The sequence below is a fragment of the Amycolatopsis taiwanensis DSM 45107 genome (assembly GCF_000519205.1).
GTDB lineage: Bacteria > Actinomycetota > Actinomycetes > Mycobacteriales > Pseudonocardiaceae > Amycolatopsis_E > Amycolatopsis_E taiwanensis.
Genome location: NZ_KI912601.1, coordinates 1 through 25,245, shown reverse-complemented (window position 1 = coordinate 25,245; position 25,245 = coordinate 1). Strand labels below are relative to the sequence as shown.

7 protein-coding genes are annotated in these 25,245 nt (G+C 70.3%); 5 read left to right on the top strand and 2 right to left on the bottom strand.

Annotation, left to right across the window (positions count from 1 at the left end; genetic code table 11):
- The first annotated feature begins 116 nt into the window (after positions 1 to 116).
- A complete protein-coding gene (locus tag A3CU_RS49030) occupies positions 117 to 18,218 on the top strand; it encodes a TerC/Alx family metal homeostasis membrane protein (RefSeq protein WP_043844179.1) in 18,102 nt (6,033 codons plus the stop codon).
- On the opposite strand, the gene A3CU_RS0139665 is transcribed toward A3CU_RS49030, so the two are convergent.
- Positions 18,215 to 18,721 carry a hypothetical protein gene (locus tag A3CU_RS0139665; protein WP_027946906.1) on the bottom strand — a complete coding sequence of 169 codons (507 nt, stop codon included), beginning with the start codon at positions 18,719 to 18,721 and terminating at the stop codon, positions 18,215 to 18,217. The genes A3CU_RS49030 and A3CU_RS0139665 overlap by 4 nt on opposite strands.
- A 61-nt stretch (positions 18,722 to 18,782) precedes the next feature.
- On the opposite strand from A3CU_RS0139665, the gene A3CU_RS0139660 reads away from it, so the two are divergent.
- Genes A3CU_RS0139660 through A3CU_RS55915 form a run of 3 tightly spaced genes read left to right on the top strand, consistent with a single transcriptional unit; the run spans position 18,783 to position 20,199 of the window.
- On the top strand, positions 18,783 to 19,289 hold the full coding sequence (locus A3CU_RS0139660) for an MFS transporter (protein ID WP_027946905.1): 507 nt from the start codon (positions 18,783 to 18,785) through the stop codon (positions 19,287 to 19,289).
- A 38-nt stretch (positions 19,290 to 19,327) separates the two neighbouring features.
- Positions 19,328 to 20,152: a hypothetical protein gene (locus A3CU_RS0139655; protein ID WP_027946904.1), complete on the top strand. Its 825-nt coding sequence runs from the start codon at positions 19,328 to 19,330 to the stop codon at positions 20,150 to 20,152.
- Complete coding sequence (locus A3CU_RS55915) at positions 20,107 to 20,199, top strand: DUF397 domain-containing protein (protein WP_084144195.1); 93 nt, start codon at positions 20,107 to 20,109, stop codon at positions 20,197 to 20,199. The genes A3CU_RS0139655 and A3CU_RS55915 overlap by 46 nt, the downstream gene beginning before the upstream one ends.
- Before the next feature lie 4 nt (positions 20,200 to 20,203).
- On the opposite strand, the gene A3CU_RS0139650 is transcribed toward A3CU_RS55915, so the two are convergent.
- Complete coding sequence (locus A3CU_RS0139650) at positions 20,204 to 21,982, bottom strand: hypothetical protein (RefSeq protein WP_027946903.1); 1,779 nt, start codon at positions 21,980 to 21,982, stop codon at positions 20,204 to 20,206.
- A gap of 148 nt (positions 21,983 to 22,130) precedes the next feature.
- Between A3CU_RS0139650 and A3CU_RS0139645 the strand changes: the two genes are divergently transcribed.
- Entirely contained in the window at positions 22,131 to 24,905 is a 2,775-nt protein-coding gene (locus A3CU_RS0139645; RefSeq protein WP_027946902.1) for an AfsR/SARP family transcriptional regulator, read from the top strand.
- The last annotated feature ends 340 nt before the right edge of the window (positions 24,906 to 25,245 follow it).

Sequence of the window (25,245 nt, the reverse complement as noted above, 5' to 3'; positions counted from 1 at the left end):
GTCACCGGAAGCCGCCGCACGCGGTGGCGAATCTCCATTGTGGTTCCACGGTAATCACCTGATCGCCGGACGATCGCACTCGATCGACCGGCCGTACCCCACGGAGAAGGTCTGTCATGGGTTCCGCCACCGCACCGAGCGGCGCGCCGCGCCGAGACGAGGGCCATGCCCTTGTCTCGCTGCTGCGACGCGTGCTGCTGGTGTTCGGCGTGTCCGCGGCGGGCGCTCTCGCGATGTGGGTGCTGTTCGCGCTCTCGGGTATGGGCACCGGTTCGGCTTCGGCCGCGACCCCGCCCCACGCGAGCATGGCCGTGGGAGGAGGTGCACTGCAGGCCAAGACGAAAAACAACGACACCTCGACCAAGACGAAGACCGACACGACCAAGACGAAGACCGACACGACCAAGACGAAGACCGACACGACCAAGACGAAGACCGACACGACCAAGACGCCGAAACCGAAGACCACGCCGCCGAAGCCGAAGAAGGCGTCGCAAGGCCCGTCCTGTCAGGAAGCCGCGACGATGACCGGCAACCTCGGCGCCTGTGGCGGTAAACCCGCGACGTCGAAGCCGGCCACGGTCTCGAAACCGCCGGCGAAACGCGACACCCAGGTCGTCGCGCACCCAACCCGGACCACGACGCCGACGCTGAACAACGAACCGCGTGGCGGTGGCAACTCGACCAGGCCGGTGACCAAGACGCCGAAGCCCGCGACCAAGAAGCCGTCGCAAGGCCCGTCCTGCCAGGAAGCCGCGACGATGACCGGCAACCTCGGCGCCTGCGGCGGTAAACCCGCGACGCCCGCGTCGAAGGTCCCGGTGAAGAAGAAGACTCCCACGACGCCGACGCTCAACAACGAGCCGCGCGGTGGGGGCAACTCGACTACCCCGGCGTCGAAGAAGACACCGGCACCGAAGAAGACAACGACCAAGAAGCCGTCGCAAAGCCCGTCCTGTCAGGAAGCCGCGACGATGACCGGAAACCTCGGCGCCTGCGGCAGCGCGAAGCCCAAGCCGAGGGACGACGTCGGTGCCGACATCCAGCAGACCACGGTCACCCAGCCGCGCAAGAAGAACACCCACGCCCAGCCTCAGGCGAACGGCAGCTGTGCGAAGACGAACGGCACGGTTGCCTGCAACGGCAAGGTCGTCGACAAGGACGGCACCACGTACACCACCCGCTGCGGCGGCGCCGCGAACCCCTGCCCGCGCCGGATCGAACTGGAAGGCGCCGACGGCGGGAAGGTGAAGTGCACCCTGCCGAAGTGCAAGAGCGAGTTGCCCGGCCCGGGCGCCGACCCGAAGAAGCACCGGGCGACCTGCGAGACCACCAGCGCCACCGCGGCGGCGTGCGGTCTTCGCCGTGGCCCGGACGGACAACTGAGCTACCGGGCCACCGGCGACTACAAGATCAACAACGGCCGGGGTACGACCATCACCGGCAAGACCGGGGTCGGCGGAGTCTCCGACAAGCGCAAGGTCACCACGCACTGCGAGTCCGACTGCACCGAACGCGGCGGCGGCCGGAAAACAACCGTGCGCGGCGGCGGCGACATCGAGCACACGCTGCCCACCGGCAAGGGCGCGCCGGGCATGACCACCTGCCAGGCGACCGGAAAGAACGGGACCTGCCGCACCGACGATCGCGGCAAGAACCAGTACCAGAACTGCAAGGGCGCCGACGGCTGCCGGGTTACCCACATCTACCGCAATCCGAACGGCGGCCCGCGCACCGACGGCCTGTACGCCGGGTCGGCTTGCGAGGTCTCCGGCAAGGGCGAGTGCCACGGCCGCAGTGGCAAGGATCGCCGCGATCAGGCGGGCACCGACGTCCGCACACTGCTGCTGGCGGGCAACAAGGACGGGTCGAACCGGGGTGGCGCCTGCCAGACCAGTGGCTGCCCCGCGGAGAAGAACCCGTTCAAGTCCAGCCGGGGCAACGCGGATCTCGCGGAGTTGCTCGACCCGACCTTCCAACGGCAGGAAGACGCGAAATCCGGCGCGGTCGCTCCTTCTCACCGGGACATCGCGTCGCTGCAATATCTCGGGCTGCAGTCGGATGACCGTTACACCAGCAAGAAGTACGACAACACCCTGCGATCGCCGGAGATCAAGGATCTGCTCAAGGCGGCGGGCGACGGCCGGTTCAGCAAGGCGGAACTCGCCCGGCTCAAGCCGGAGCTGGGGAAGATCAACGGCCAGCTCGACAAGCTGCGCAAGCAGGGGCTCGATGTCGAGAGCTGGGCGGCGAAGCAGGGGCTGCTCCAGGCGGCGCACTTCGCGAACTGGACCGACCCGGGTATTAGGGACGCCGATCAGCTGGCCGCCCAGGACCGTCGCGTACTGAGCCAGCTGGTACCCGGCTACGATCCCCAGCGCGCGCCCACCCAGAAGGATCTCGACCAAGCCGCGGCCACCGCGAAGAGCACGCTGAACAACTACCTCGGCTCCGGTGCCCAGGAGCGGGACAAGCTGAACCGGACCTACGCCCCGAAGGTCGACAAGCTGGCCGAGCGCATCAACGACTACCAGCGCGACGTCAAGAAGGCGGGCACGCTCGACCGGGCCGAGTGGACCAGGCTGGACAAGCAGCGCCGCGACATCCTGGCCGACCAGAAGAAGCTACTCGCCGACCTCGGCAAGGCGGAGCTGGCCGCGCAGCGACGGATCGATCAGGCGTTGCAGCCGTTGCACCGCCAGGACATCGCGTTCGCCGACGCGGACGGCAACGGCAAGCTGGCCGCGAACCTGAAGGCCGCCAACGATCTGCTCAACGGGCTCGGCAAGGCGGTCACCGCGGCGAGCAAGGTGAAGGGCAAGGACGCCGGCGCGATCACCGACCTCACCCGCCGGCTGTCGAAGGCCGCGAACCTCGACTACAACGCGACCAGGGACGGCGCGAAGGGGCCGACGACCAGGCTCGCCCTGCCGTCCAGCCTGCTGCCGGACCGCAAGCTCGCGCTGGACTCGGCGAAGAATCTGCCCGCGTATCAGCAGTACCTGAAGAACAAGGGCGCGGCCGAGCCGTTGCTGCGCAATTTCAGCAAGGACGATCTCGCGGATACCGCCGCGCATTATCAGGTCGGCGAATTCGAGCGGAAGTTCATGCCGAAGAACACCGAGGACCTGAAGACCGCGGTGTCCGGTATCGACCCGAAAACGCTGAACCCGAACGCCCCCGACTACAACGAGAAGCTGTACCAGCGCTCGACTGCGCTGGCCAACGTGTTCAAGAACGAGGGTGGCCCGGTGGCGAAGGTCGGGTTCAGTCCCGCCGACGTGTTCAAGCTGGCCAGCCGCCTTCCGGAGGACCAGAAGCGGGACCTGGTGCGGCAGTTCGGCATGGAACGGCCGGATCCGAACGGCCCCACCGCGAAAATCAACGCGCTGACATCGTTGTTCACTCTCGGCACCGACAAGGTGAAGGTGCCGGACGGGCCGAACGCCGAGTTCGCCCGCAACCTGTTGCGGGACATGCCAGGCGTGTTCGCCAGCCTGCCGTTCAGCAATGGCGCGCTCGGCGAGGCCGGTGCCCGGCAGTTCTACAGCAACCTGCTGGGTAAGCCCGCCGCGGTGAAGAACCTGTTCGACCGGGACAAGATGAAGGCCGATCCGGCGGGCACCTTGCTCAAGGCGAGTCCGCTCAGTTTGCTGGCCCCGGTCGGAGACCGGCTGCCTGGTGAGACCGGGTTGCAGCACTACGCCCGGACGCAGCAGGGGACCGGCACGATCGTCACCGGTGCGGTGAACACCTACAACCGGATTACCGACAGCCAGAAGCTGCGCAACGACTATTACCAGCGTCCGTTGAGTACGTTCCTCGAGGACGTCGGCACGGCCAGCCTGGTCCTGCCGGTGGCCGGTGCCGGAGTGAAGGCCGCGCTCGGCGGGATCCGCGGCAGCGCGGCGGCGGCCGGAGCGGCGGCCCGGTCCGGGCTCGGCCGGGCGGCGACCACCGGTGACAAGCGCGTGCCCGGTCTCGAACTGCCCCGGCTCGGCCCGGTACGCGGAGTTCCGGTCGGCATGAAGACGACGACGCCCCGGTTTGCCGAGCCGGGCCCGGTTTCGGTGAAAGCGGTGCGGCCACCGAAGACCCCGGACCCGGTGCGGACGACGACGCCGCCCGCCCGAACCACCGCCCGCGAACCCGGCCCGAAGGTGACCAAGGCCGAGCCGGATGCCGACGCGAAGGCGGCGGCCGCGAGGGCGAAGTCCAATGACTGGAAGGTGCGCCGGGGCATACTCGCCGACCTCGGCAAGCGGGTCGCGAGCTGGCCGGTGAACGAGGCGAGGATGATCAAGCACAACCCAGGCAAGTATCTCGGCCAGCGGCTCAGCCAGCGCGTGCTGCCTGCCGTAGTCGCGGCCAAGCTGCTGCTGAGCCCGGCGGCCGTGGACGCCTCGGCGCTGGCGAAACCGTCGGTCACTCAGGCCGTGCAGACGGTCGCGGAGCGCCCGGTGCCCTCGGCGGTAGGCAAGGCCGCGCCGAAGACCGAAGCCCAAATGCGCCCGGCCGGGCGGCCGTTGCGGGACGCCGAGTCCGCCCCGAACGCGCCGAACAAGCCCATTCTTCCGGAAAGTCCACAGTGGACAAGTCAGGCGCTGCAGCCGCGCTTCCGGTTCGACGACGGGCCGGACTGGGCATCGGACGGTGCCCGGCTGACCGGCTTTGGATCGGGTTTCCGGAACGCCCTTGAGCGCAAGGCCCCGGATCAGCAGCTCGCGAAGCGCGCCGACACGCTGGACCCGTATGTGCCGACCGCCGAGGAACTGCGGATCGCGGCCGAGACCGGGCAGCCGCCCGGCGGAGTGCGCAGGCTGAACCTCGGCGCGGGCCGCAACCCGATGCCGGGCGCCGCCAACGTCGATCTCCCCGAGCGGAGCCACACGAAGGGCCTTCCGCTGAACGAGTTCACGCCCGGCATGCTCGGCGCCGACGCGGCGAAGCTGCCGTTCCCGGCGAACTCGTTCGACGAGGTGCACGCGATCAACCCGTACGAGTTCGAGCCGGTGTCGCCCGAGGTCGCGAAGGTGCTCCGGCCGGGCGGCAAGCTGTACGTCTCCGGCCACCCGCGCAACAAGACGATCACCCCGCCGAAAGACCTGGCCGGGCTGGAACTCGCGGCCACGAGCTCGCTGCTCGACGTGCACCGGTTCGGGCAACCGACGAGAGTCAACGGATCACCGCTTTCGTTGCACGGCAACGAAGTCACCTACATCTACCGCAAACCCAGCGAACCCGGCCCGGCCGCGGTGCGCCCGCTGGACCCGGACACCGAGATCCGCCCGCTCGCCAAGGTGCTGCGCGACTGGGACGGCACGCCGCTCACCAGGGAGCAACTCGGCCTCGGACCGGAGGGCACCCCGTTGCCGGACAACGCCCAGCGGGTGCCGAGGGACGAGGTGGCGACCGAACTGCGTCAGCAGGGCCACGAGGCCGGGTTCCTCGACGACGTGCTGGCGTTCACCGCGGGCGACCGCATCCACGTCTTCGACGAACGGGCCACCGAGATCGCCGGGCACCTGCGGGCGGGACGGCTGACCGAGGACGACGTGGCCGAGTTGTTCCGGCACGAACGGGACCAGCACGGCCCCGGCACCCCGGTCCGGCCGCACGCCGAGGACGAACGTCAGGTGGCCGCACCGTTCGTGCGGGCCCGCGCGAACGCGCCTGCCGCGCCGCCCGGACGCGACCTGGCTCTTGGCATCCGGAAGGCCGGGCTGCGGAAGTTCGCCGAGGACCACGGCTTCGAGCATTTCCTGGACATCGAGACGTGGCAGGAGGCCATCAGCAAGGTTCGCCGGGTACTCGCGGACGAGACCGCGACCCTGCACGTCCGGCTGGACGGCATGGCCGGGGACACTCCTGAGGAGAAGCTGCTCGGCGCCTACCAGCGCGGCTCGGTACCGGACCGCAACGGGCAGGCCCGCTGGTTCACCACCGAGCGCGAGATGTACTACCTCGGCCTTTCCATCCGCCGCGGCGAACGGGACTGGTCCAGCATCGTCTTCTACCTCGGTGACGACGTGGTCCCGATCGCCAGGCCCGCCCAGTGGCCGGGCGCACCCGGATCGCCCGGTTCGGGCGGCGGCGCCGTCGGCCCGGACCGGCCCCGGCAACCGCCGTCGGCGGGCCCGGCCGCGGTGAGCACCCGCCCGGTGCGGGCCGACGACACCAGGCGGCACGTGATCTCCGAACGCGGCCCACCGGCCTCGATCGTCATGCCTGGCGAGAACTGGAACAATCGCGCGCTGGTGGCCGCGGTCGCCTGGATCCTCGGCCTCGACCCGAAAGACCCGTTGATCACGCTGGCGATCAGCGCGATGATCGCCTCGGTCGGCGAGCCGGTCACCGAAACCAGCGCGACCAGCCCGGTCGGCACCCCGCTTGCCCCGCTGGAGTCCCGGCACTACCGGGTTCCGGACGGCGTACTACCCGCCGGCTTCGGCACCGGCTGGGAGCTGATCACCTCCCCGGCCCGGCCGGGGCAGGAAATTCTCACCGGGGTCCGCCGCGCGGACTCCGCGATCGACCCGAACTTGTTGCGGGAAATGGGAAACCGCACCGTCGCGGTGAACACGAGCAACATGTTCGGTTCCGGCTTTGTCCTCGGCGACGGCCTGGTGCTGACCGCCGAGCACGTGATCAGCGGTCGCCGTCCGGACGAGATCCAGGTGAACGGCCTTCCGGTGACCCGCGTCCACCAGGCCACCTGGCCCGAGTTGTACGGCAGCGACTTTGACCCGGTCTTCCACCGGGGCTGGAGGAACAGCACGCCACTGGCCGACATCGCGATCCTGGAAGTCCCTGACATCAAGGGATTCGCGGCGCTGCGGGTTGCCGGTGACGTCACCGCCGGGCAGGAAGTGTGGTGGGGCGGCTACCCGCAGCACCAGCCCGTGGTCGCGGCCGGGCCGGTCTGGTTCGACTTCGCTTCCCACGTGCGGATCGCCACCGCGAGCGCGCCGGGCGCCTCGGGCAGCGCGGTCCTCGCCGGGGACGGCGTGGTCGGGCCGCTGGCGGCTGGCAAGACGGACACCACGTTGGTGGTCGGCCCCGACGTACTGGCCCGGTTGCTGATCCTGCGCCTGCCCCGGCGTGCGAAGGACTTCCTCGGCCCCAACCGGATCCGGGCCATCGAGTCCAGAATAGACAGAAAGACGTCGCTGCTGGACCAAGTGCACGCCCGGTTCACCACTGGGCCGATGGCGATCGCCCCGATCGTGTTGCTAGCCAAGCCGGGTGGCCTGATCGAGGCCGGGTTCTGGGTCGTGACCGCGGTGGTCGGTGCCGGGCTCGCCGTTCTCACCCTGCGCGACCCGGTGAAACGCCTGTGGCAACCGATCCGCTCGCGCGCACCGCCGGTCTTCACCAGGCTGACCAAAGCCCTGCTGGGCATCTCCGTGCTGATCGCCGCGGCGGGCTCGGCCGCGTTCGGAGCGTTGCTGCGGGTGTACCGGATCGTCCAGCGCCGCGCCACCGGACCGTCCACAGCGGTCAGACGCGGACCTGGTCGGGGCAAGCTGGATGTGGTCGCCGAACGTGTCGGGATCGCTATCGCCGCGGCCGTGACCATCGGCATCGTGCTGGCCAATTTCCCCGGTCGCCACGACCAGCCCGTGCCGCGCCGCCAACAGCCGCCGGTGACTCAGACCCCGGCGCAGCGGGATCACGTTCGCCTGATCGTCACCGAGGTCCGGCCGCGCTACCTCAAGGTGCATCCCGGTGACATGCTGACCCGCCTGGCCCGGGGGCTCGGCATCGGCGTCAACCAGCTGGCCGGGGCGAACCCGAAGCGGTTCCCGACCGTGGCGTCCCGTGACCGGATCAACCCGGACGAACGATTCCGTATCCCGGCGCGGCAGCGGCACGGCCGCTGGAGGGTCCGGACCGGCGAGTCGCTCGGCGACGTCGCCGACCGATTCGGCTTGTCCCGCAAGCAGATTCTGGCCGCGAACCCGGGCATCACCCAGCACAACCTGCGCCCGGGCGACCGGTTGGTCATTCACACCATCCGGATCAAGCGCCAGGTCGTCACCCCCGACCAGCAGCCAGGCCCTCGGCACACCTACAACATCCCGGTACCGACCCCGAGTCCCTCCCGGACCGCGGTCCCGCCACTCGCGCCGACCGCCCGCGCCCCGCCGTGGCCGTGGCTGGTCCTCAGTGGACTGGTCACCGCGCTCGCGGCCGGTTTCCTGTTGCGTCGCCATTTCCGCCGTCCGGTCCGCACGGCCGCGCACACCAGGCTGCTCGACGCGCACGCGGCCAACACGTACTGGCGCGACCGGGTCGCACAGAAGCGCCGCTGGGTGCGCGCGCTTGTCGATCAGCTGATGCACGGATCACCGGAACTCGGCTACGGCCTGTCCCAGAAGAAGGCGATCTCGCTGGTCGCGGCCATCACCGGGCTGCCGCCCGCCGAGGTGAAAACCATCTGGCGCACCGGAAACGAGCCGTTCCTGCTGATTCCCGAGCTCGCGCCGAGGATCAAGTACCTGACCCGCGACCAGGTCGAGCGACTGGTCCGCGAGCACGCGGCCTATCTGGACGAGAAGCTCCGCGAGGCAGGCGAGGAACTTGCCCAGGCCCGCATCGCCTTGCCGGGCGTCGAACTGCCGGAACCCGAGGGCCCGGTGGCCGGGCCGAAGCCGGTGCATCCGGGCTGGCTGGACCGCCGCCCGCACGGGCGCGGCAGGCTGCGCGCCGTCGCCGACGCGGCCCGCGCGGCGGCCGGCCCGCTGGACGAGGCGACCACCGCGCTGCTCGACGCCAAGCACGCGGCCACCGAAGCGGACGTCGCTTACCACCGGCGCCGCGCGCTGGTGCCGCACGCCGCACCTCGGCTTGGCGTGGCGAAGACCGCGAAGCTGCTCGACCTGTCCACCGGCGAGGTCGCCGGGAACCTGTCCACCGGGCTTGCTCAGCTGCCCGCGGCCGGGAACGACGCCGAGTTGGCCCGCAGGCTCAAGGCGGAAACCCGGCGGCTGCGCGCCGCACTGCTGGCCGCGACCGAGCAGGTCGACCTGGCCGAGGCCACCTACCGGCAGCGGCGTACCGAATACGTCGACGCGTTGCGCGCTCCGCTGCTGGCCGCGTCCAAGCTGGGTGTGCCGAACCAGAAACTCGCCGCGGTCACCGCGTTGCCGGTGAACACCGTCAGCCGGATCACCGGACGGTTCGAGTTCACTCGCGACGCCGACCTGTACAAGCCGCTGGTCGACGGCGTGCTGCGGCCCGTGCTCAGCCGATTGTCCTGGCTGGGTGGCCGGTTGCCGGCAGCACGGCCGGAGTTCGGCGCGCTCGACTCGCGTGATCTCCGGAAACTCGGGGCGCGGCTTGCGAAACTCGACGTCTCCGAGGACGCGATCAGCGCGTTCCTCGCTCCACTGCGGGAATTCGACGACGTGGTCGACGTGCACCACCACCCGAGCGACTACTCGCACGCGCGCGGCACCTCGATCGCGCGCGTGGTGCGCTGGCAGCGCGACCGCCGCAAGCCGGGCCAGAGCTGGTACGGCATGGTGTGGTTCTCGTCGATCCCGCAGTCCGGCCGCAGTCTGGCCGCGGGCGGCGGGACGTTCTACTACATGCAGCCCGAACCGTCCCGGCGCGGAATCGTGTTCGGCGACCGGGTGCTCGGCATGCGCGGCAACTTCTCCGACGTCCGGTTGTTCGACGCGCGCGAACGACTCGACGCCGACGAGCGGTGGATGGTGCAGCCGGGGATTTCCGGGCACCGGATGGATATTCCCGGCGCCGGTGGCTATGTGCAGGCGATGCTCATCGCCCACCCGGGTGTCGCGCTCCTGCTCGCCGAGACCACTCTGGAGAAGGAAGCGGTCACCCGCCTGCTCGGCCGGATGGCCGCCCGAGCGGTGAATCCGGCCTATCGCGAGTATCTGGGTCTGCTGCTGGCTGCGGCAGCGTTGATCCGCGGGGACATCGACGCGGGCAAGACCGACCCCGCGTCCCTACCTAGGCCACTTCGGACTGTCCTCACCGGACAGAACGTGAACGGCATCGGCTGGCGCGGCCATTTCGTGCTCAACGACCATCTGCCTGCCGTGCGCACCCTGCTGGCGGTGAACCATCCGCGTGCCGCCGCCAGCCTTCCCGAACGCGCACCGGACCTGTTCGATCGGGATTTCCTGTACAATAACGACTTCGTCGAACTGCTGGAGGCGCTCGCCGAAACCGGGCAGATCCTGATCCTGCACAACGACGCGGGCAAAGCCCGGCTGTGGCCGACCGGGCATTTCCGCAAGGGCCCGCCGGACGAACGCAACCTGCTGCCCGTGCTGGCGTTGCTGTCGCGTCCCGAGTTCCGGCGGCCGGGCAAGCAGGTCAACGTGATCTACGCGCACATGGGCCTTGGCAAGTGGAGCACGCTCTCGCACGAACACCTCGACCTGATCGACTGGATCCTGGCCCGCCCAGAGCTCACCCACATCCAGTTCGACGTGTCCTGGAACGACGTCGCCCAGCACATCAACGCCACCCCGGCACTGCGCGCGCACTTCGTCCGGCTGGTCGCCAAGCACCCCGAGCGGTTCCTGCTCGGCACCGACTCGGTGAAACCGGAGAGCAGGCCGCAGTATCTGCGCCACTACCACGAGATGGAGCGGGTTTTCCGGGACATCGAACGGCTCACCGAGGGCGAGGTGCTCGCGGACGGCACCGTGGTGCCCGCGCCGGGCGAGCGGATTCTCGCCGGTCTGATGCACGGCAACGCGATCCGCCTGCTGGACGACCTGCGGCGACCCGGCGAGCGGACGGGCTTGCCGGGCAACGCGAAGGGCCGGGGCAGGCAGTGGGCGCTGGACGAACTGTCCGTTCCGGTGGGCGATCCGCGCGGCTCTTGGGCCGAGGTCGTCGCCGAACTGCCCGCCGCCCGGCGGGACGAGGTCTGGCGCTGGTATCACCGGCAGCTCGATCTCGGGCACGTCGCGCACCCGGAGCACGCGCGGGGCGCCGGAAACTGGCGGGACAACGCCCAGGTGCGCGACCTGCTCGGCTGGCACAACGCGGTCGACCCGGCCGGCCCGAGCACCGCCAACCCGTGGCCGTTGCGTTGGCACGCGGTGAAATCCGGCGCTCGCGCGCTGGCCGACGAGTTCCGGCACCGGCGCGACTCCCGCCCGGTGCGCAATCGTCTCCGTCCGGCCGCCACCGGGGACCGGCTCGGCGTCCGGGTCACCACCGAGGAACTGGTCGCCACCGGCTATGCGACCGTCTTGTTTGGACAGACGAGCTGGGGCAGGCGGAGCCCGGTCGAAGCCAAGGGGCTCGTCGACCGCATTCAGCGCATGGTCGCGGTCGTCGAACGCAGCCAGCTGGCGGCCGAGCGGGGAATCCGGGGCTTGCGCACGTGGTTCACCGAACGGACCCGGCTCGGCTGGCTGGCGTTCTGGACCGGTGCGGCGATCCTCGCGCACATGGCGTTCCAGCTGGAGCCGGCCGCGACCACGCTGATCGTGCTGAACGCGTGGGCGTACCTGATCAAGGGCATGCTGACCGGCGCCCGGCTCGCGCACACCCAGGACGTGCGGGTCAATGGCGAGGCGATGATGGAACGCGGCCGGGTCGACCCGCGCGGGCTCTACCGCGAGTACCGGCGGGTTCGCCGTCAGTTGGCGCGCGAGATCACTCCGGGCCGGGGCCGGGGTTACGCGGAGATCGTCGCCAGGATCGAGGAAACCAGCGGGCGGCCGTTCGCCGAGTTGGCCGGCGAGATCGAGCGCGACGGCGATCTGGACGTGGCGGCGTTGCTGCCCCGGGTGACCGGCAACCGGCGGGACGCCCGGCTGGAAGACCTGGTCGTCGCGGTCATGCTGCAGGTCTACGACGACTTGTTCCGTCAGTTGATCACCGATGTGCACGCCTATCGGTCGGTGCCGCTGCCCGCGCGGCATCCGCAGGAGCTGATGCAGGAGAAACTGCTGGACGCCTATTCGGTGTGGACCGACATGGTGAACCGGCTGACCGGCGTGCAGGCTACCGGGTTCACCGCGCTTAACCCGCATTCCGGCCTGCCGGGCAAGGCGTCGCACGCCGTGCTCGCGCTGAGCTGGTTGGTCAATTTCTACGCCCAGTACCAGTTGATCGGCCTCACCAGCGGACTGGCTCAGCTGATGAACGCGTTGTACGCGATCGCGTCAGCGATTCTCGGGTTCGTCGCGGTCGGCTCGGCGATCGCCGGGCTGGCCGGGCACAACGTGAGCGGCACGATCCGGAACCGGCGCCTGCAGCACCTCGGCTACTGGCCGCTGACCGGCGCGAACCTGGCGCTGACCGCCGGCGCGGTGCTGACGGGGAGTTGGGCGACGTTCGCCGCCGCGTTGCCGCTGACCGTCGGCGCGGCCATCGTTATGTGGCTGGGATTCACCGCCGAGCTAGGGCTTGGTCGCCCCGCCGCCCGCAAGGGCCCGGTGGCCAACGCCCTGGTGGTGATCGGACTGGTCGCGTTCGGACTGTTGAACAGCGGCCTCGCGCCCGCGCTCGCGGTGGCCGGGTCGCTGACGGCGATGGTCGTCTGGCTGAGCCCGCGGCCGATCGCCTGGCTGCGCGGGAGGCGGTCGGCGCGGCCGACTCTCCCGGAGGAATATGGCCTGGCCAAACCGATCGGCGCCCGGCAGGCTCGTGGCACGCCGACCGGTCCCCGGCTGAGCCGGGCCGAGCGTCGCCAGCTGGCCGCGACGCTGCGCGAACCGGCGGAGCCGACCGGGCACGCGTTGTTCGACGCCTTGGCGGAACGGACGTTGGCGGCGATCGCCGAGCAGGTCGAAGGCGGCCGCACGGGCTCGAGGACGAAGGCGCTGTTGCTGCGGTACGGCACGGTGGGTTCCCGCGGCCCGCCGAGGCTGGTGCTGCATCATCTGGCCGAGGGGATCGTGGAGCCGCACACCGGCCGGGTCGCGTACGCCGCGTGGCGGCAGGGCCGCTGGGCTCTGCATGTCTACGCGACCAGTCCGGAGGGTTTCGCCCACGAGATCGCCGAGGCGGTGATCGCGCCGTTGCTCGGCCTGGCGCGCCGCCAGCGGCACACCTTCGCCGTGCTGATCGAACGAGGCGTTGGCGGGCAACGGGTCCCCGGCTACCGCAGGCTGACCCGGCGCGCCCTCGACGACCTGCGCGCCGCCCCGGACGCCGAACTCCGCCGGATGGCCGAGGAGTACGACGCGGGCGCGGTTCATCGCGACCTGCGATCCAGGTTCTGGAACGAGGATGTGTTGCGCCGCACGGCAATCGCGTTCGCGAGCGACGTCAGGAAAGCGATCGGGATCACCCTCTACGAATCCAGCCACACGTACCGGAAGTCTCCGCAGTCGCCGGAGCATGGCCCGGCGATCCCGGGCAGCTCGGTGGACGCCGCCACGCCGCCCGCGCAGCCCGGCGGGCATGGCGACGGCGCGGCCAACTCCGTGCCAGAGGACGGATACAACCGCGGCCCACCGCAGGCCGACCAGCGTGACCCGAAGGACCATCGTTACGGTGGCGCCGTTGGTGTCCGGGTCAAGGTGGTCCCCGAACCGGTGCGGCGGCCGGTCCTGCGGACGGTCGCCCGGATCCTCGGCCGGGTCGCGCTGGTCGGGCTGGCCGCGGTGATCACGCTCGCGTTGCTGGCCGGACCGGCGGCCGCCTCGGTCGCCGCGACCGCCGGCGCGCCGGCGGCCACCGGTTTGCTGGTGCCCGTTCTGCTTGCCACGGCCGGGATCCGCGCGCTGATCGTGCGCCGGGTCCTTGCGCACCGGCGCGTGGCCACCTGGAAGGCGACCGCGAAACCGGCCGGGCCGGACGTGATCGCCCCCTGGATCGACGAGTTGCGCGCGCGGGAGCGTGAGCTGCGCACGGCGGTGAACGGCTGGCCGCAGCGGTACCGCCCGGCCGGGCGGCAGGCCGTGCGGTGGCTGCGCGAAGCGTCGAACGCCGCGCCCCGGTCCCGGCCGGAATCGCTGGTCGCGGACCGGGAACTGACCGGGCTCACCCTGGCCGGACGCCGCGCGCTCGCGGGCGACCGCCACCAGTTCGCCACCCTGCACCGGCTGCGCAAGGTGTTCGGGGTGGCGCCGCGCGGCTCGCCGTGGCAGGTGCTCGGCAGGACCCACGCTAGGCAGCTGCGCGAACTCGCGCGCGAGCACCTCGGTCCGGCGCCTGCGCCGCGCTGGCAGGCCGAACCGGGGCTGGTCGAGTTGGGCCGGGCGGTGCTCGCGTCGCTCGCGACCCCGATCGGTCTTGCCGTGCTGGCCGGTGCGGCCGGCGCGATCGGGTGGTGGCTCGGCTTCTCCCCGGGGACGATCGGGCTCGGGCTCGGTGGCTTCGCCGCGGTCGGTGCTTGGCACCGCTGGTCGGCGCGGACGGGCACCGCGCGCTGGGCGGTGGTCGCGGCGGTGACCCTGGCGGTCGCGGCGCTGCTCGGCGTGTTCGCGGGCCAGGCGAAGGCCGAGGTCCCGGCGACCAGGTTCCCGGCGGCCAAAAAGTCCACTGTGGACGTCTGGACGAAGATGCACGGGCAGCGGGGCGAGTCGGCACGGAGCATCGCCCGATCGCTGCCGGGCACGAGCCGCCGCGCGCTGATCGCCGCGAACCCCCGGGCGTTCGACGACGACGGGAAGCTCCGCGCAGGCACCTGGCTGCGGATCCCGCACGGCTGGCGGGGCACCGTGCGGATCGCCCCCGGCTACACCTACTGGCAGGCATCCAAAGACTTCCGGCTGCGCGGAAAACCGATCCCGCTGGGGAAATGGTTGCGCGCCAACGAATGGCGGCCAACGCGGCTGCCCATTGGCGCGCCGATGCGGGTTCCCGGCGGCAAGGGCGGGCCCGAGCCGCACGTCGACACCGGCTCAAGGCAGCGGATCAACGACGAACCGGGCGTGCAGACCACCGGGAAACCGGCCACCCAGAACCCACCGGCCGCGCGGCCGGGAACCGGCGGCCGGGACACCACCGGGCCGCCGTTGCTGCTGCGGATCATCGGCTGGCTGAACACGGTGCTGTTCGTGGCCGTGTTTGCCAGAGGACTGGCTGGTGCGGTGCGCCGGGCGCATGGCGTCCGGCGGCAAACCCCGTGGCGGGACGGGGACTCCCGCTCGCACCGCGTGTGGTTCGGCGTCGCCAAACATCTCGCGCCGGGCCTTAGCCTGGCCGGTGCGTACGCGATGACCGTGCTCGAACTGGCGACCCACGGCGTGGTCGCCGCCGGGCTGCTCGGCAGCACCGCGTTCTTCGGCGCGTTCGTCGGGGTGCGGATGCTGACTCCGTTGTGGCAGCGATATTCCTGGCGGGCGCTCGCCCTGGCCGGGATGGCCACGCTGGCCGCGGGCTACGAGCTGTACACCGTCGCGCACGGCCTGGTGCCGCTGCTGGTCTCGGCTTTCCTGGTCGGTTTCGGCGCGGGTGGCTACAGCCCGCTGACCGACACGGTGGCCAGGCTGACCCAGCACGCCGCGCGCGGATCCCGGTTCGCGGAAACCATGGACGCGCTGGTGTGGACCGCGATCGCGCTGGTCATCCCGGTCGCGCTGATGATCCAGCAGGCGGGCATCGCGGTCACCGTGCCCTCGGTGCAGGCGCTCGTCGGGCACGCGTCCGCGGCGGTGGTGGCCGGCGTCGCGGCGCTGGTGTTCCTGACCATGCCGTCGGTGCGGACGTCCGACGCGGATGAACCAGCCGCCACCACCGGCAACGACGACCTCGGCCCGGCCCGGCAGTACCGGGTGACCCGGCTGATCGCCGGGGTGCTGGCCAGGATCGGCGCGCAGATCACCATGTTCGACGTGGTGTGGCGGCACCTGATGCCGGAAACCGGCGCCGAAGGGCTGAACAAGCTGTACACCGTAAGCATCTTCGGCGGCGGGCTGGTGGTGCTGGCGCTCGGGCTGCGAGCGGACCGGATCCGGGCGCGCACCACGGAATCCGCCGCGCAGGAACGGACTTTCCTCGGCCGGCGGGCGGTGGTCTTCCTCCGGCGGGCGGTGCTGGCCATGGCGGGCGGCGCGGCGGCCTTGATGCTCGGTGCGGTGCTCGGCGGCCCGGCCTTGCTGGCCGGGATCGGGGTGCACGCCTGGACCGGCGAGGTCGGCTCGACGTTCGCACTGGTGGTCGCCGCCGCGTTCCTCGCCGACCGGGCGGTCACGGACGCCGCGTTTCGCAAGAACCAGGAGCATTACCTGCGCGGGGGCCGGTTCCCGGCGTCGCGGCGGGCGACCGCGTTCGGCGCGATGAACTCGCGGAAGATGCTGGTCCAGGCGATCGTGGGCTTCGTGGGCACCGGCGCGGTCTGGCTGACCGGGCCGATCGGCTGGGCGGCGCTGATCCTCGTGGTGTCCCTGGACAACCTGCGGTTGATCGGCCTGCTGGCCAAGGCCAGCCCGGACGAGCTGTCCACCCAATCTCCGTCCACTAAGGACGGTACGATGCAGCGGGGACTGGCTGCCAGGATCCGGGCGCGGGCGCCGCCACCGGGCGCGGCGCTCGCGATCTCGGGCGCGCTGAGCCTGCTCGGCGGCGCGGTGCTCGCGCATTCGGTGCTGTTCCTGGCCGGCTGGACCGGGGTCGCGCAGCTGGTCACCATCATCTCGGCCGGGTTCATCGGTTTCGTCGCGGTGCTGGCCACGCTGCTGCGGCGGGCGCAAGTCAAGCGGGACAACGGCATGATCGGCGGGCTGGGCAACAAGGGGCCACCGAGCCCCGGCCGCGCGGCAAAACAGCTGGCCATGTTCGTGGCGGCCGCGCTGGCGTTCGGCGCCGGGGCGTGGCTGTTCGCGGGCCCGACCAGCGCCGGTGAGTTCCTCGCCGGGTATCTCACCGAATACACCCTCTCGGTGGACAACCTGTTCGTGTTCGCCCTGCTGATCGCCAGGCACCGGGTGCCGGACCGGTTGCAGGCCAAGGCGTTGACCATCGGGATCGCGCTGGCCGCGGTGTTCCGCGGGGTGTTCATCCTGCTCGGCGCGGTGGTGATCGCCAAGTTCAGCTTCGCGTTCTTCGCGTTCGGCGCGCTGCTGCTGTGGAAGGCCTACACACAGGTGCGCGGCGGCGGCGACGAGGCCCCGAAGGACGGCAGGCTCGCCGCGCTGCTCGGCAAGGTGCTGCCGAGAACGACGGAATACGGCGACGGCAAGCTGTTCGCCAGGGTCGGCGGCAAACTCGCCGCGACCCCGATGTTGTTCGTGGTCTCCGCGCTCGGCGCCACCGATCTACTGTTCGCACTGGACTCGATCCCGGCGATCTTCGGCATCACCCAGCAGCCGCTGCTGGTGTTCGCGTCCAACATGTTCGCGCTACTCGGCCTGCGGCAGCTGTACTTCCTGATTCTCGGCCTGCTGGAACGGCTGGAGTACCTGAAGTACGGGCTGGCCGCGATCCTCGGGTTCATCGGCGCGAAGCTGATGCTCGAAGGCCTGCACATCGAGCTGCCCGGCGGCCCGCTCACCTCGCTCGCGGTGATCTTCGGCGTGCTGGCGATCACCGCGCTGCCCAATACCCCGGTATGGCCGTGGCTGAGGGCACATCGCCGGCCGGTGGTGCTGGTCGTCTCGGTGCTGGCCGCACTGGCGCTGCTGGCCGCCGACTCGGCGCAGGGCGCGCTGGCCGCCGTGATCGCCGGTGGTCTCGGCGGGTTGCCTGGCCGGGACGCGAGCGTGTCGCTCCCGGACCTCACCTCCGCCGACCGTGCCGCGTTCGACGCGTTCGTCCGCGAGTCGTCCATAGAGGACACGGTGTTGTCCGGCAAGGGCACCCAGCTGGTCCAGCTGTCCAGGACGGCGGCGCGGGAACAGCTCGGCGAGGCGGCGGCCCGGGTGGTGCTGCACCTGTGGCGGGACGGGCACGGCTGGCGGCTCGGCATGTTCGCCGAGACCCTCGCGGAGATCACCGGACTGGTCCGGGAAGGCTTGCTGCCACCCGATTTCCTCGATCAGCTGATCGACGCGCAGCTCAAGGTCTGGCTGCGCAGGCGCGACGGCATCGCGATCGACGACCCCCGGCCCGCGCTGCTGGCCCGGTTCATCGAGGCCCGCGCGGTGGCCGCCGCACAAGAAGAACCGACCACCGTGTCCAAAAAGGTCACCGGAACCCAGAAAGGGGGTCGGTTTCCCACCCCGGGCGCGAGCCGGCTCCCGCGCACGGAAGGTGGAGTGAAAATGGAAACCTCGTTCGTCGATCGCTGCCCGAAACGCCCGGCTGGACGTGGCGGTCCTTGGCTGCTCTAGCGCCCGATGTCACGGTCACCTTGACCGGAACCGGTGGGCATGGTGCCCGGCCGTGGTATGACCTGAACCTGGTTTCGGTGGCCGCCAGGCTGCGTGCCTTGGTCGAGGCTGATCTGGCCGAGTGGTTGCTGGAGCATGGCCGGCGCCGGGAAGACGGTCCGGTGGTGGTGTTCGACGAGGTGCGCGGTGGCACCGCGATGAACACGCTGCCCAGCACGGTCGCCTTCGGTGGCCGGATATGGCCGGGGAACAGGGAAACCCTGGACCTGCTCAAGGCGGAGTATCCGGAGATCGTCCGGCGCCGGTTCCGGCAACTGGTAGCCGAGGCCCAGGTGCCGGAGGCGTTGCGCGACAAGCCCGCCGCCGAGGTGACGTTCGGCCGGCGGCCGCGGGTGGTGTCCGACGTTGTGCGGCAGCGCCGTGTCACCGAGAAACCGGCGACGGTCGGCGAGCGGGCGCCGGTCACCTATGAGCCGGACGACGCGCCGATCAGGGACGACCACCGGGGCACCGGGCCGGCCTGGCTGGACGCCGTGCTGACCGAGGACGTCACCAGGTGGTTGCGTGGGGTTCGCCGGGCCCTGCACCGCGGTCCCGAGCCGTCGGAGGGAGAATTCCGGACTCCGCCGCGAACCCGATCGGCCCGGCCCTGCGGCGTTCCTGCAGGAAATCGGCCCGCTGATCGGGGGAGCGCTGGCCGGTCTCATCGGCGCGTCGTTCGCGCTGCTCGTGGACGTGCTGAGCTACGTGGTCGACATCGTCACGCTGAGCCTGCTCGGCTCCGCCGAACCGCCGCACCGCCGGGCGGCGACCGGGTCGCTCGGCAAGGCGTTCCTGGGCAGCATCGTCGATGTCTTCCGGTGGATCGCGCGGCATCCGTTGCTGTGGGCGACGACCTCGTCGAGCGCGTTGTTCAGCACGTTCTTCGCCGGGCTGCTGACGAACCGGACGTTGTTCCTGATCAACGAACTCGACGCGTCCAAGCTGACCATCGGCGTCATCCTCGGTGCGTCCGCCCTCGGCGGGGTCACCATCAGGCTGTTCGCGGACGCGCTGATCGAACGGTTCTGAACGCGATCATCCGGGTCGGCAGCCTGACCGGCGCGCTCGTGGTCGGCAGCCTGCTCGGCACCGTGCTCGGGCCGAGGGAAGCGATCTGGGTCGCGGTGTCCGGCATGGTGCTCGCCCCACTCGCCGTGCTGCACCTTTCGCAGGTGCGCCACTATCGCTCGCTCACCAAATACCGGCTGACCACCAAGGACGGCAAAGCCGGGCAGGACGGAACGTTCGCGCTGCACGACCGGTACGACCGGGTGCCGGACCTGGAGCGGACGATCCGCCAGCTCGACCGGCGGCGGCCGTGGCCCGAGCTGGACCCGGTCACGGTCGGCTTCCCCGGCCGGGCTCCGCCGGAGCCGGTTCGCCTGCTGCGGTCCGGAGAACTGCGCGAACTCGGTATCCGGCAGAACATTCTCCACTCGGTGATCGTGGTGACCCATCGGGGTCATCGCTACGTGCTGGACCGGCGGCTGTCCCGGATGCCGGAGCTGATCGGCCGGATTCTGGCCGCACAAGCCAAGTTCCGGCCGCTGACGAGGCCGGGCGGGCGGCTCGCGGCACTTCGCGCCCTCGGCACCGCGATCCGTCATCCGGTGGTGTCCAGCCGTAAACGGGCGGCGCGCGCGAGGGTGCTGGCCCGGTGGGAAGCGCGGCGGCAGTCCTCGAACGCGCGGTTGCGGTTGCTGATCCAGGCCAGGCAAATCGACAACGAGGAAAAGGGAAAAACCATGAGACAGAGGTTGGCTTTTCCTTCCGTACCAAGGCTTCTACGCCGACGGTTGCACCAGGAAGGGACACCCCGTGTGTCGAAGTCGCCCTCCACCCTCGCATGGCCGGTGTCCGCGACAGCAAAAACCAGAACGGCGGCCACCTGACGGTGACCGCCGAAACCTGGCGAGCCTTCCTCGCAACCCTGAGCTGACGGCCTACTTGGACTTGGCCTTCTTGCCCGACGGCTTGGACGCCGTCGCGGTCACCGAGTCCTCCACCAGTTGTTTCTTGGATTGCGGTTTCGACGCCGTCGCGGTCACCGAGCCCTCCATCAGCTGCTTTTTGGATTGCGGTTTCGACGCGGTCGCGGTGGCCGTCTCCGTGTGCAGTGTGCCCTTCGGCTGCGAACCCTCGACCTTGCCGGGCTTCCCGGTCGGCTCCGGGTAGACCTGCTTGGTGTTCAACTGCACCTGATCGGCGGTAACCGTTGGTGCGTTCGAGCTGATGATCAGGCCGTCACCGGGATTCGACGACTTCGGCGTCGGCGCCGGTTCGTAATCCGGGACGTACGACTTCGGCTGGTACGACTCCTGCGGTCCGGGTGGCGACGTCCGCTTGCGGGCCGGCTGCGACACCGGCCGGTCCGCCAGGTTCGACAGCTGCTCCGACAGGTCCGGCGTCTGCTCTGCCTTGATCCTGCGCTGCTCGGCGACCGCGCGCTCGTTCTCCTTGCGCATCTCCTCTTTCGCCTGTCGGGCCTGCTCTTCGGCCTTCTGGATCTCCGGATCCTTCGGTGTCGAATTGCTGACCTGCTTGACGCCGCTCTCGCCGCGCTCCTCGTGGCCCAGCCCGAGCATCGCCAGCACGCCGCCGTTGCGCCGCGCGTCGGTGCGCAGGTCCGGCTGGTTCGGCCGCCGGTTTTCCTGGTCGTCCTTGTTCGGCGGCGCGGCTTCCTTCTCCAGGGCCTTGCGGACCTGCTCGACGTCCTTGCTCTGGTCGGCAGGCAGCGGGGTCTTGGATGCCTCGTCGACCCGGCTCTTGAAGCTGTTCATCGACGCCCGCGCGGCGTCCAGTTGCTGGCGGAGCTGTTCACGTTGCCCGTGCAACTGCACGACCAGCGGGTTCTGATCGTCCGGTTTGGACGTCGCCAGCACCTTCTCCACGTCGGCCAGCTGTTGTTCGAGGTCGCCGACCGTGGTTTGCGCCTGCTGCAGGTTGCGCCACGCCGACATCCCGGTTTCCAGCAGTGCCTGCTCGTACTCCAGTGACGCCTTGTGGGCCGCCAGCTGCCTCGGCACATCCGGTCCGAGCGCGGCCTTTTTGTGTTCCGGCAACGCATCCCAGACACGCTGGGTCTCGGCCAGCTGCTGCAACTGCTGATTCACCGAGGCCAGCGTGACCTGCGCCTCACTGACCCAGGCGGCCGGATTCGCCGGCGTGGCGGGCGGCACCATCAGCGGGTTCGCCAGGTTCGGCGCGGGCATGCGCTGCGAGGTGACGTCCACGATCGCCGCGCCGGCGACCAGCGCGAGGATGCTGCCCGCGATCACCCCGGTCTTCTTCTTGCTCACCCGGCGCCGGGACAGCACGGTGGCGTCCGGCAGGACCTCGTCGTCCGGCACCTGGTGCCGTCCCCTCGGCCGGGGGAACGGCTCCGGCTCGGGGATGTCGGCGACCTCGACCGGCGTCAGGATCGCCTCGATCCGTTCCACGTCCGGAAGTCCGCGATAGGTACCGGGATCGTCGTTCACGCCGACCACGAACTCGTCGCCGATCTCGGGCAACTCCGCGACCTCGGGCTTGACGGGTTCGGGTGCGGCTTTCGGTGTCTCGCGCGGCGCCTGCTGGGTGGCGCGCTGCTTCTGCCGGAGCCGCCGCGCGATGTGCCGATGCTCGGCCGAGCAGAATTTCGGTTGCGCGCCACCCTGGGCCGGGTCGGCGGCCGGCTCCTCGCATCCGGGGAGCTCGCAGATTGGACGCATGGACTCGGACATCGCGGGACGCCCCCACTCTTCTTTCTTGCGTACGTGTCAGGCAAAGCGGACCGATCATCACAGTCGCCCCATGGAGGATTCTGCAGAAAACCTTGAATCCGGCGCCCGAATCCGATAAACCAGACATCCGAGCAGAGCGGAGCGGCAGTTGACAATCGAATTCCGGGTGCTTGGCGAGATCGCCGTCCTGGTTGACGGCCGTCCGCTGACGCTGGGGCACGCCCGGCAACGGTCGGTGCTCGCCGCGCTGCTCGCCGACGTGAACCGCTCGCTCACCCTGGATCAGCTGGTCGACAGGGTGTGGGGCGAGCGGGCGCCGAAGAGCGCGCGGGACACCCTCTACGGCTACCTGTCCCGGTTGCGCGCCGCGCTGCCCGCGCCGGTGGCGATTCACCGCGATCGCGGCTACCGGCTGGAAGTCGATCCGTCCACGGTGGACTTTCATCGGTTCCGTGGTTTGGTCGCGGCCGCCCGGTCCGGGGAGACCGACCAGCAGATCGCGGAGCTGTTCGAGTCCGCATTGGAACTGTGGCGCGGCGACCCGTTCCCGGACCTGGATTCCCAGTGGAGCAACGAAATTCGGGGCGCACTGCAGCACGAGTATCTGGCCGTGAAAATGGATCGGGTGGACTGTCTGCTGCGCCTTGGCAGGCACAACGAGCTGCTGCCGCAGCTGGCCGCGTCGGCCTCGTCGTCCCCGCTCGACGAGCGGATCGCCGGCCAGCTGATGCGCGCGCTGTACCGGTCCGGCAGGCGGGCCGACGCGCTCGACGTGTACCGGTGTACCAGGGAACGGCTGACCGAGGAGCTCGGCACCGACCCGGGCAATCAGCTGCGTGAGCTGCACCGCCGGATCCTGGCCGCCGACCCGGCGCTGGCCGCGAACGCGGTGGCCCGCACCGCGCATCCGGTGCCTCGCCAGCTGCCCGCGCCACCCCGGGTTTTCACCGGCCGCGCTGAGCAACTCGCGGTGCTGGACCGGGTGCTCGACCCGGCCCAGCAGGACGGCCCGACCGCGGTGGTGTCCGCGATCGGCGGTGCGGGCGGGGTGGGCAAGACGTCGCTGGCGCTGCACTGGGCGTACCAGAACGCGGACCGGTTCCCGGACGGGCAGCTGCACGTCAACCTGCGCGGTTTCGACCGTTCGGGCGTTCCTGAACTACCTGCACGGGTGTTGCTGGGTTTCCTGCGTGCGCTGGGCGTGGCGTCCGAGGCGATCCCGGCTGACCTGGACGGACGGGCCGCGCTGTACCGGAGTTTGTTGTCCGGAAAGCGAATGCTGGTTGTGCTGGACAACGCGCATGACACCGATCAGGTGGAACCGCTGCTGCCCGGTTCGGCGGGCTGCGCGGTGCTGATCACCAGCCGCAGTCACCTGGCCGGGGTGCTGGTCCGCGGCGCGAGCCTGCTCAACCTTGAGGTGATGCCGCCGGACGAGGCCCACGATCTGCTCACCCGGCATCTGGGTGCCAAGCGGGCGGCGGCCGAGCCGGACGCGGTGCGCGAACTGCTGCGGTACTGCGCGGGTCTGCCGCTGGCGATCAGCATCGTCGCCACCCGGGCCGCCGCGCATCCGGACTTCCCGCTGAGCCCGTTGGTGGACGAGTTGCGTGACGCGTCCGCGCGGCTGGACGCGCTGGACGCCGGCGACCTGGCCACCGATCTGCGGACGGTGCTTTCCTGGTCGTACCAAGCACTTCCGGACGAGGCGCGGCGCATCTTCGGACTGCTCGGCCTGACCCCGACGTCGGAAATCGGCCTTGACGCGGCGGCCAGCCTGCTGGAACTGCCGCCGGGCAAGGCGCGGGTGAGGCTGCGGGCGCTGGAGGACGTGCATCTGTTGCAGCAGCCCGCCCCCGGCCGTTACCGGATGCATGATCTGGTGCGGCTGTACGCGGCCGAACGGGTGGTGCCCGCCGAGGATCGCGCCGCCGCGCTGCGCAGGCTGGTGGACTACTACCTGCACACCGCGCACCAGGCGGACGCGATGCTGAACCCGCACCGCCGCCGCAGCGAGCTCGCGCCGCCCGCGGACGGCGTGGTTCCGCCGGCGATCCCCGACCAGCGCGCCGCGTTCCGCTGGTTCGACGCCGAACACCCGCAAGTCCTTGCCGCGCAAGACATCGCGGTCGATGGCGGCTGGGATACCCAGGCTTGGCAACTGGCCTGGGTGCTGAACGGTTTCCACCGCCGTCGCGGTCATCTGAAGGAGGACCGCGCGGTGTGGCGGACCGGCGTGGCGGCGGCCGACCGGGCGGGGGAGACCACCCCGACCATGCTCGCCTACTCGGCCGCGGCGTGTTCCGCGCTGGCCGAACACGGTGCGGCGCTGGCCGAACTGAGCCGGGGCCTGGCCATGGCCGAGCAGTCGGGCGACCTGGCCGCGCAGGCCAACACCCATCTGGCGCTGGCCATCGCCTGGGAACGCAAGGGCGACGACGAACGCGCGCTGATCCACTCCGAGCAAGCACTACGCCTGCAACGCGCCGGTGGCGACCATCTGCGGGAAGCGACCACGATCAACTCGATCGGGTGGTTCAACGCCAAACTCGGCCGGTACTCCCTGGCCAGGGACTATTGCCAGCGCGCGCTGACCCTGGCCAGGGAGCGGGACGAGCGCGAGGAGGAAGCCAACACCCTGGACAGTCTCGGCTACATCGCCGCGTACAGCGGTCATCCCGAGGAAGCCCTGACTTACTATCAGGCCGCGCGCGACCTGTACCGGAAACTGGGCCACGTGGCGGAAGAAGCCGAGGTGCTCCGGTTTCTCGGCGGCACCCACCGGGATCTCGGCAACTTCCACGAGGCGGCCGCGGTCTGGTCCGAGGCACTCGCGTACTACGACACCCGCCACCGCTCCGACCAGGCCGACCAACTGCGCTGCCAACTCGCCGAACTCCCGGATGGAGTCGCACTGCCATAGTTGACAGACTCACTGAGGTGATCTCAGCAAGATCAGCTTGGTGGTGGGGGGCTGGGCGGTGATGGTATGGGGTGATGCACCGGTTGGCTGGTGGTACCGGTGAGGTGTGGGCGGGGAGCTCCTGATAGGACTGGATTTGCGAAGATCAAGTCCAAGGACAGGGGCTCCCCGTGATTGCCTATCGTGCCATGCTCGACGTGCCGCGTGAACTCGCCCAGTACATCAGCCGACTTCTCCACGCTGAACGCCGTCAGCGTGGTACCCGCAAGAACAGCAGGGCGTTGACCTGCTTTCGCCAGGCAGTGCTGGGGTTGCGCTGGTTCCGTCAGGACGTCGATGT

Bases quoted from the DNA above. Each gene is read 5' to 3' on its own strand.
- A3CU_RS49030 (WP_043844179.1), top strand. From the start codon at position 117: ATGGGTTCCGCCACCGCACCGAGCGGCGCGCCGCGCCGAGACGAGGGC.
- A3CU_RS55915 (WP_084144195.1), top strand. From the start codon at position 20,107: ATGGCCGGTGTCCGCGACAGCAAAAACCAGAACGGCGGCCACCTGACG.
- A3CU_RS0139650 (WP_027946903.1), bottom strand. From the start codon at position 21,982: ATGTCCGAGTCCATGCGTCCAATCTGCGAGCTCCCCGGATGCGAGGAG.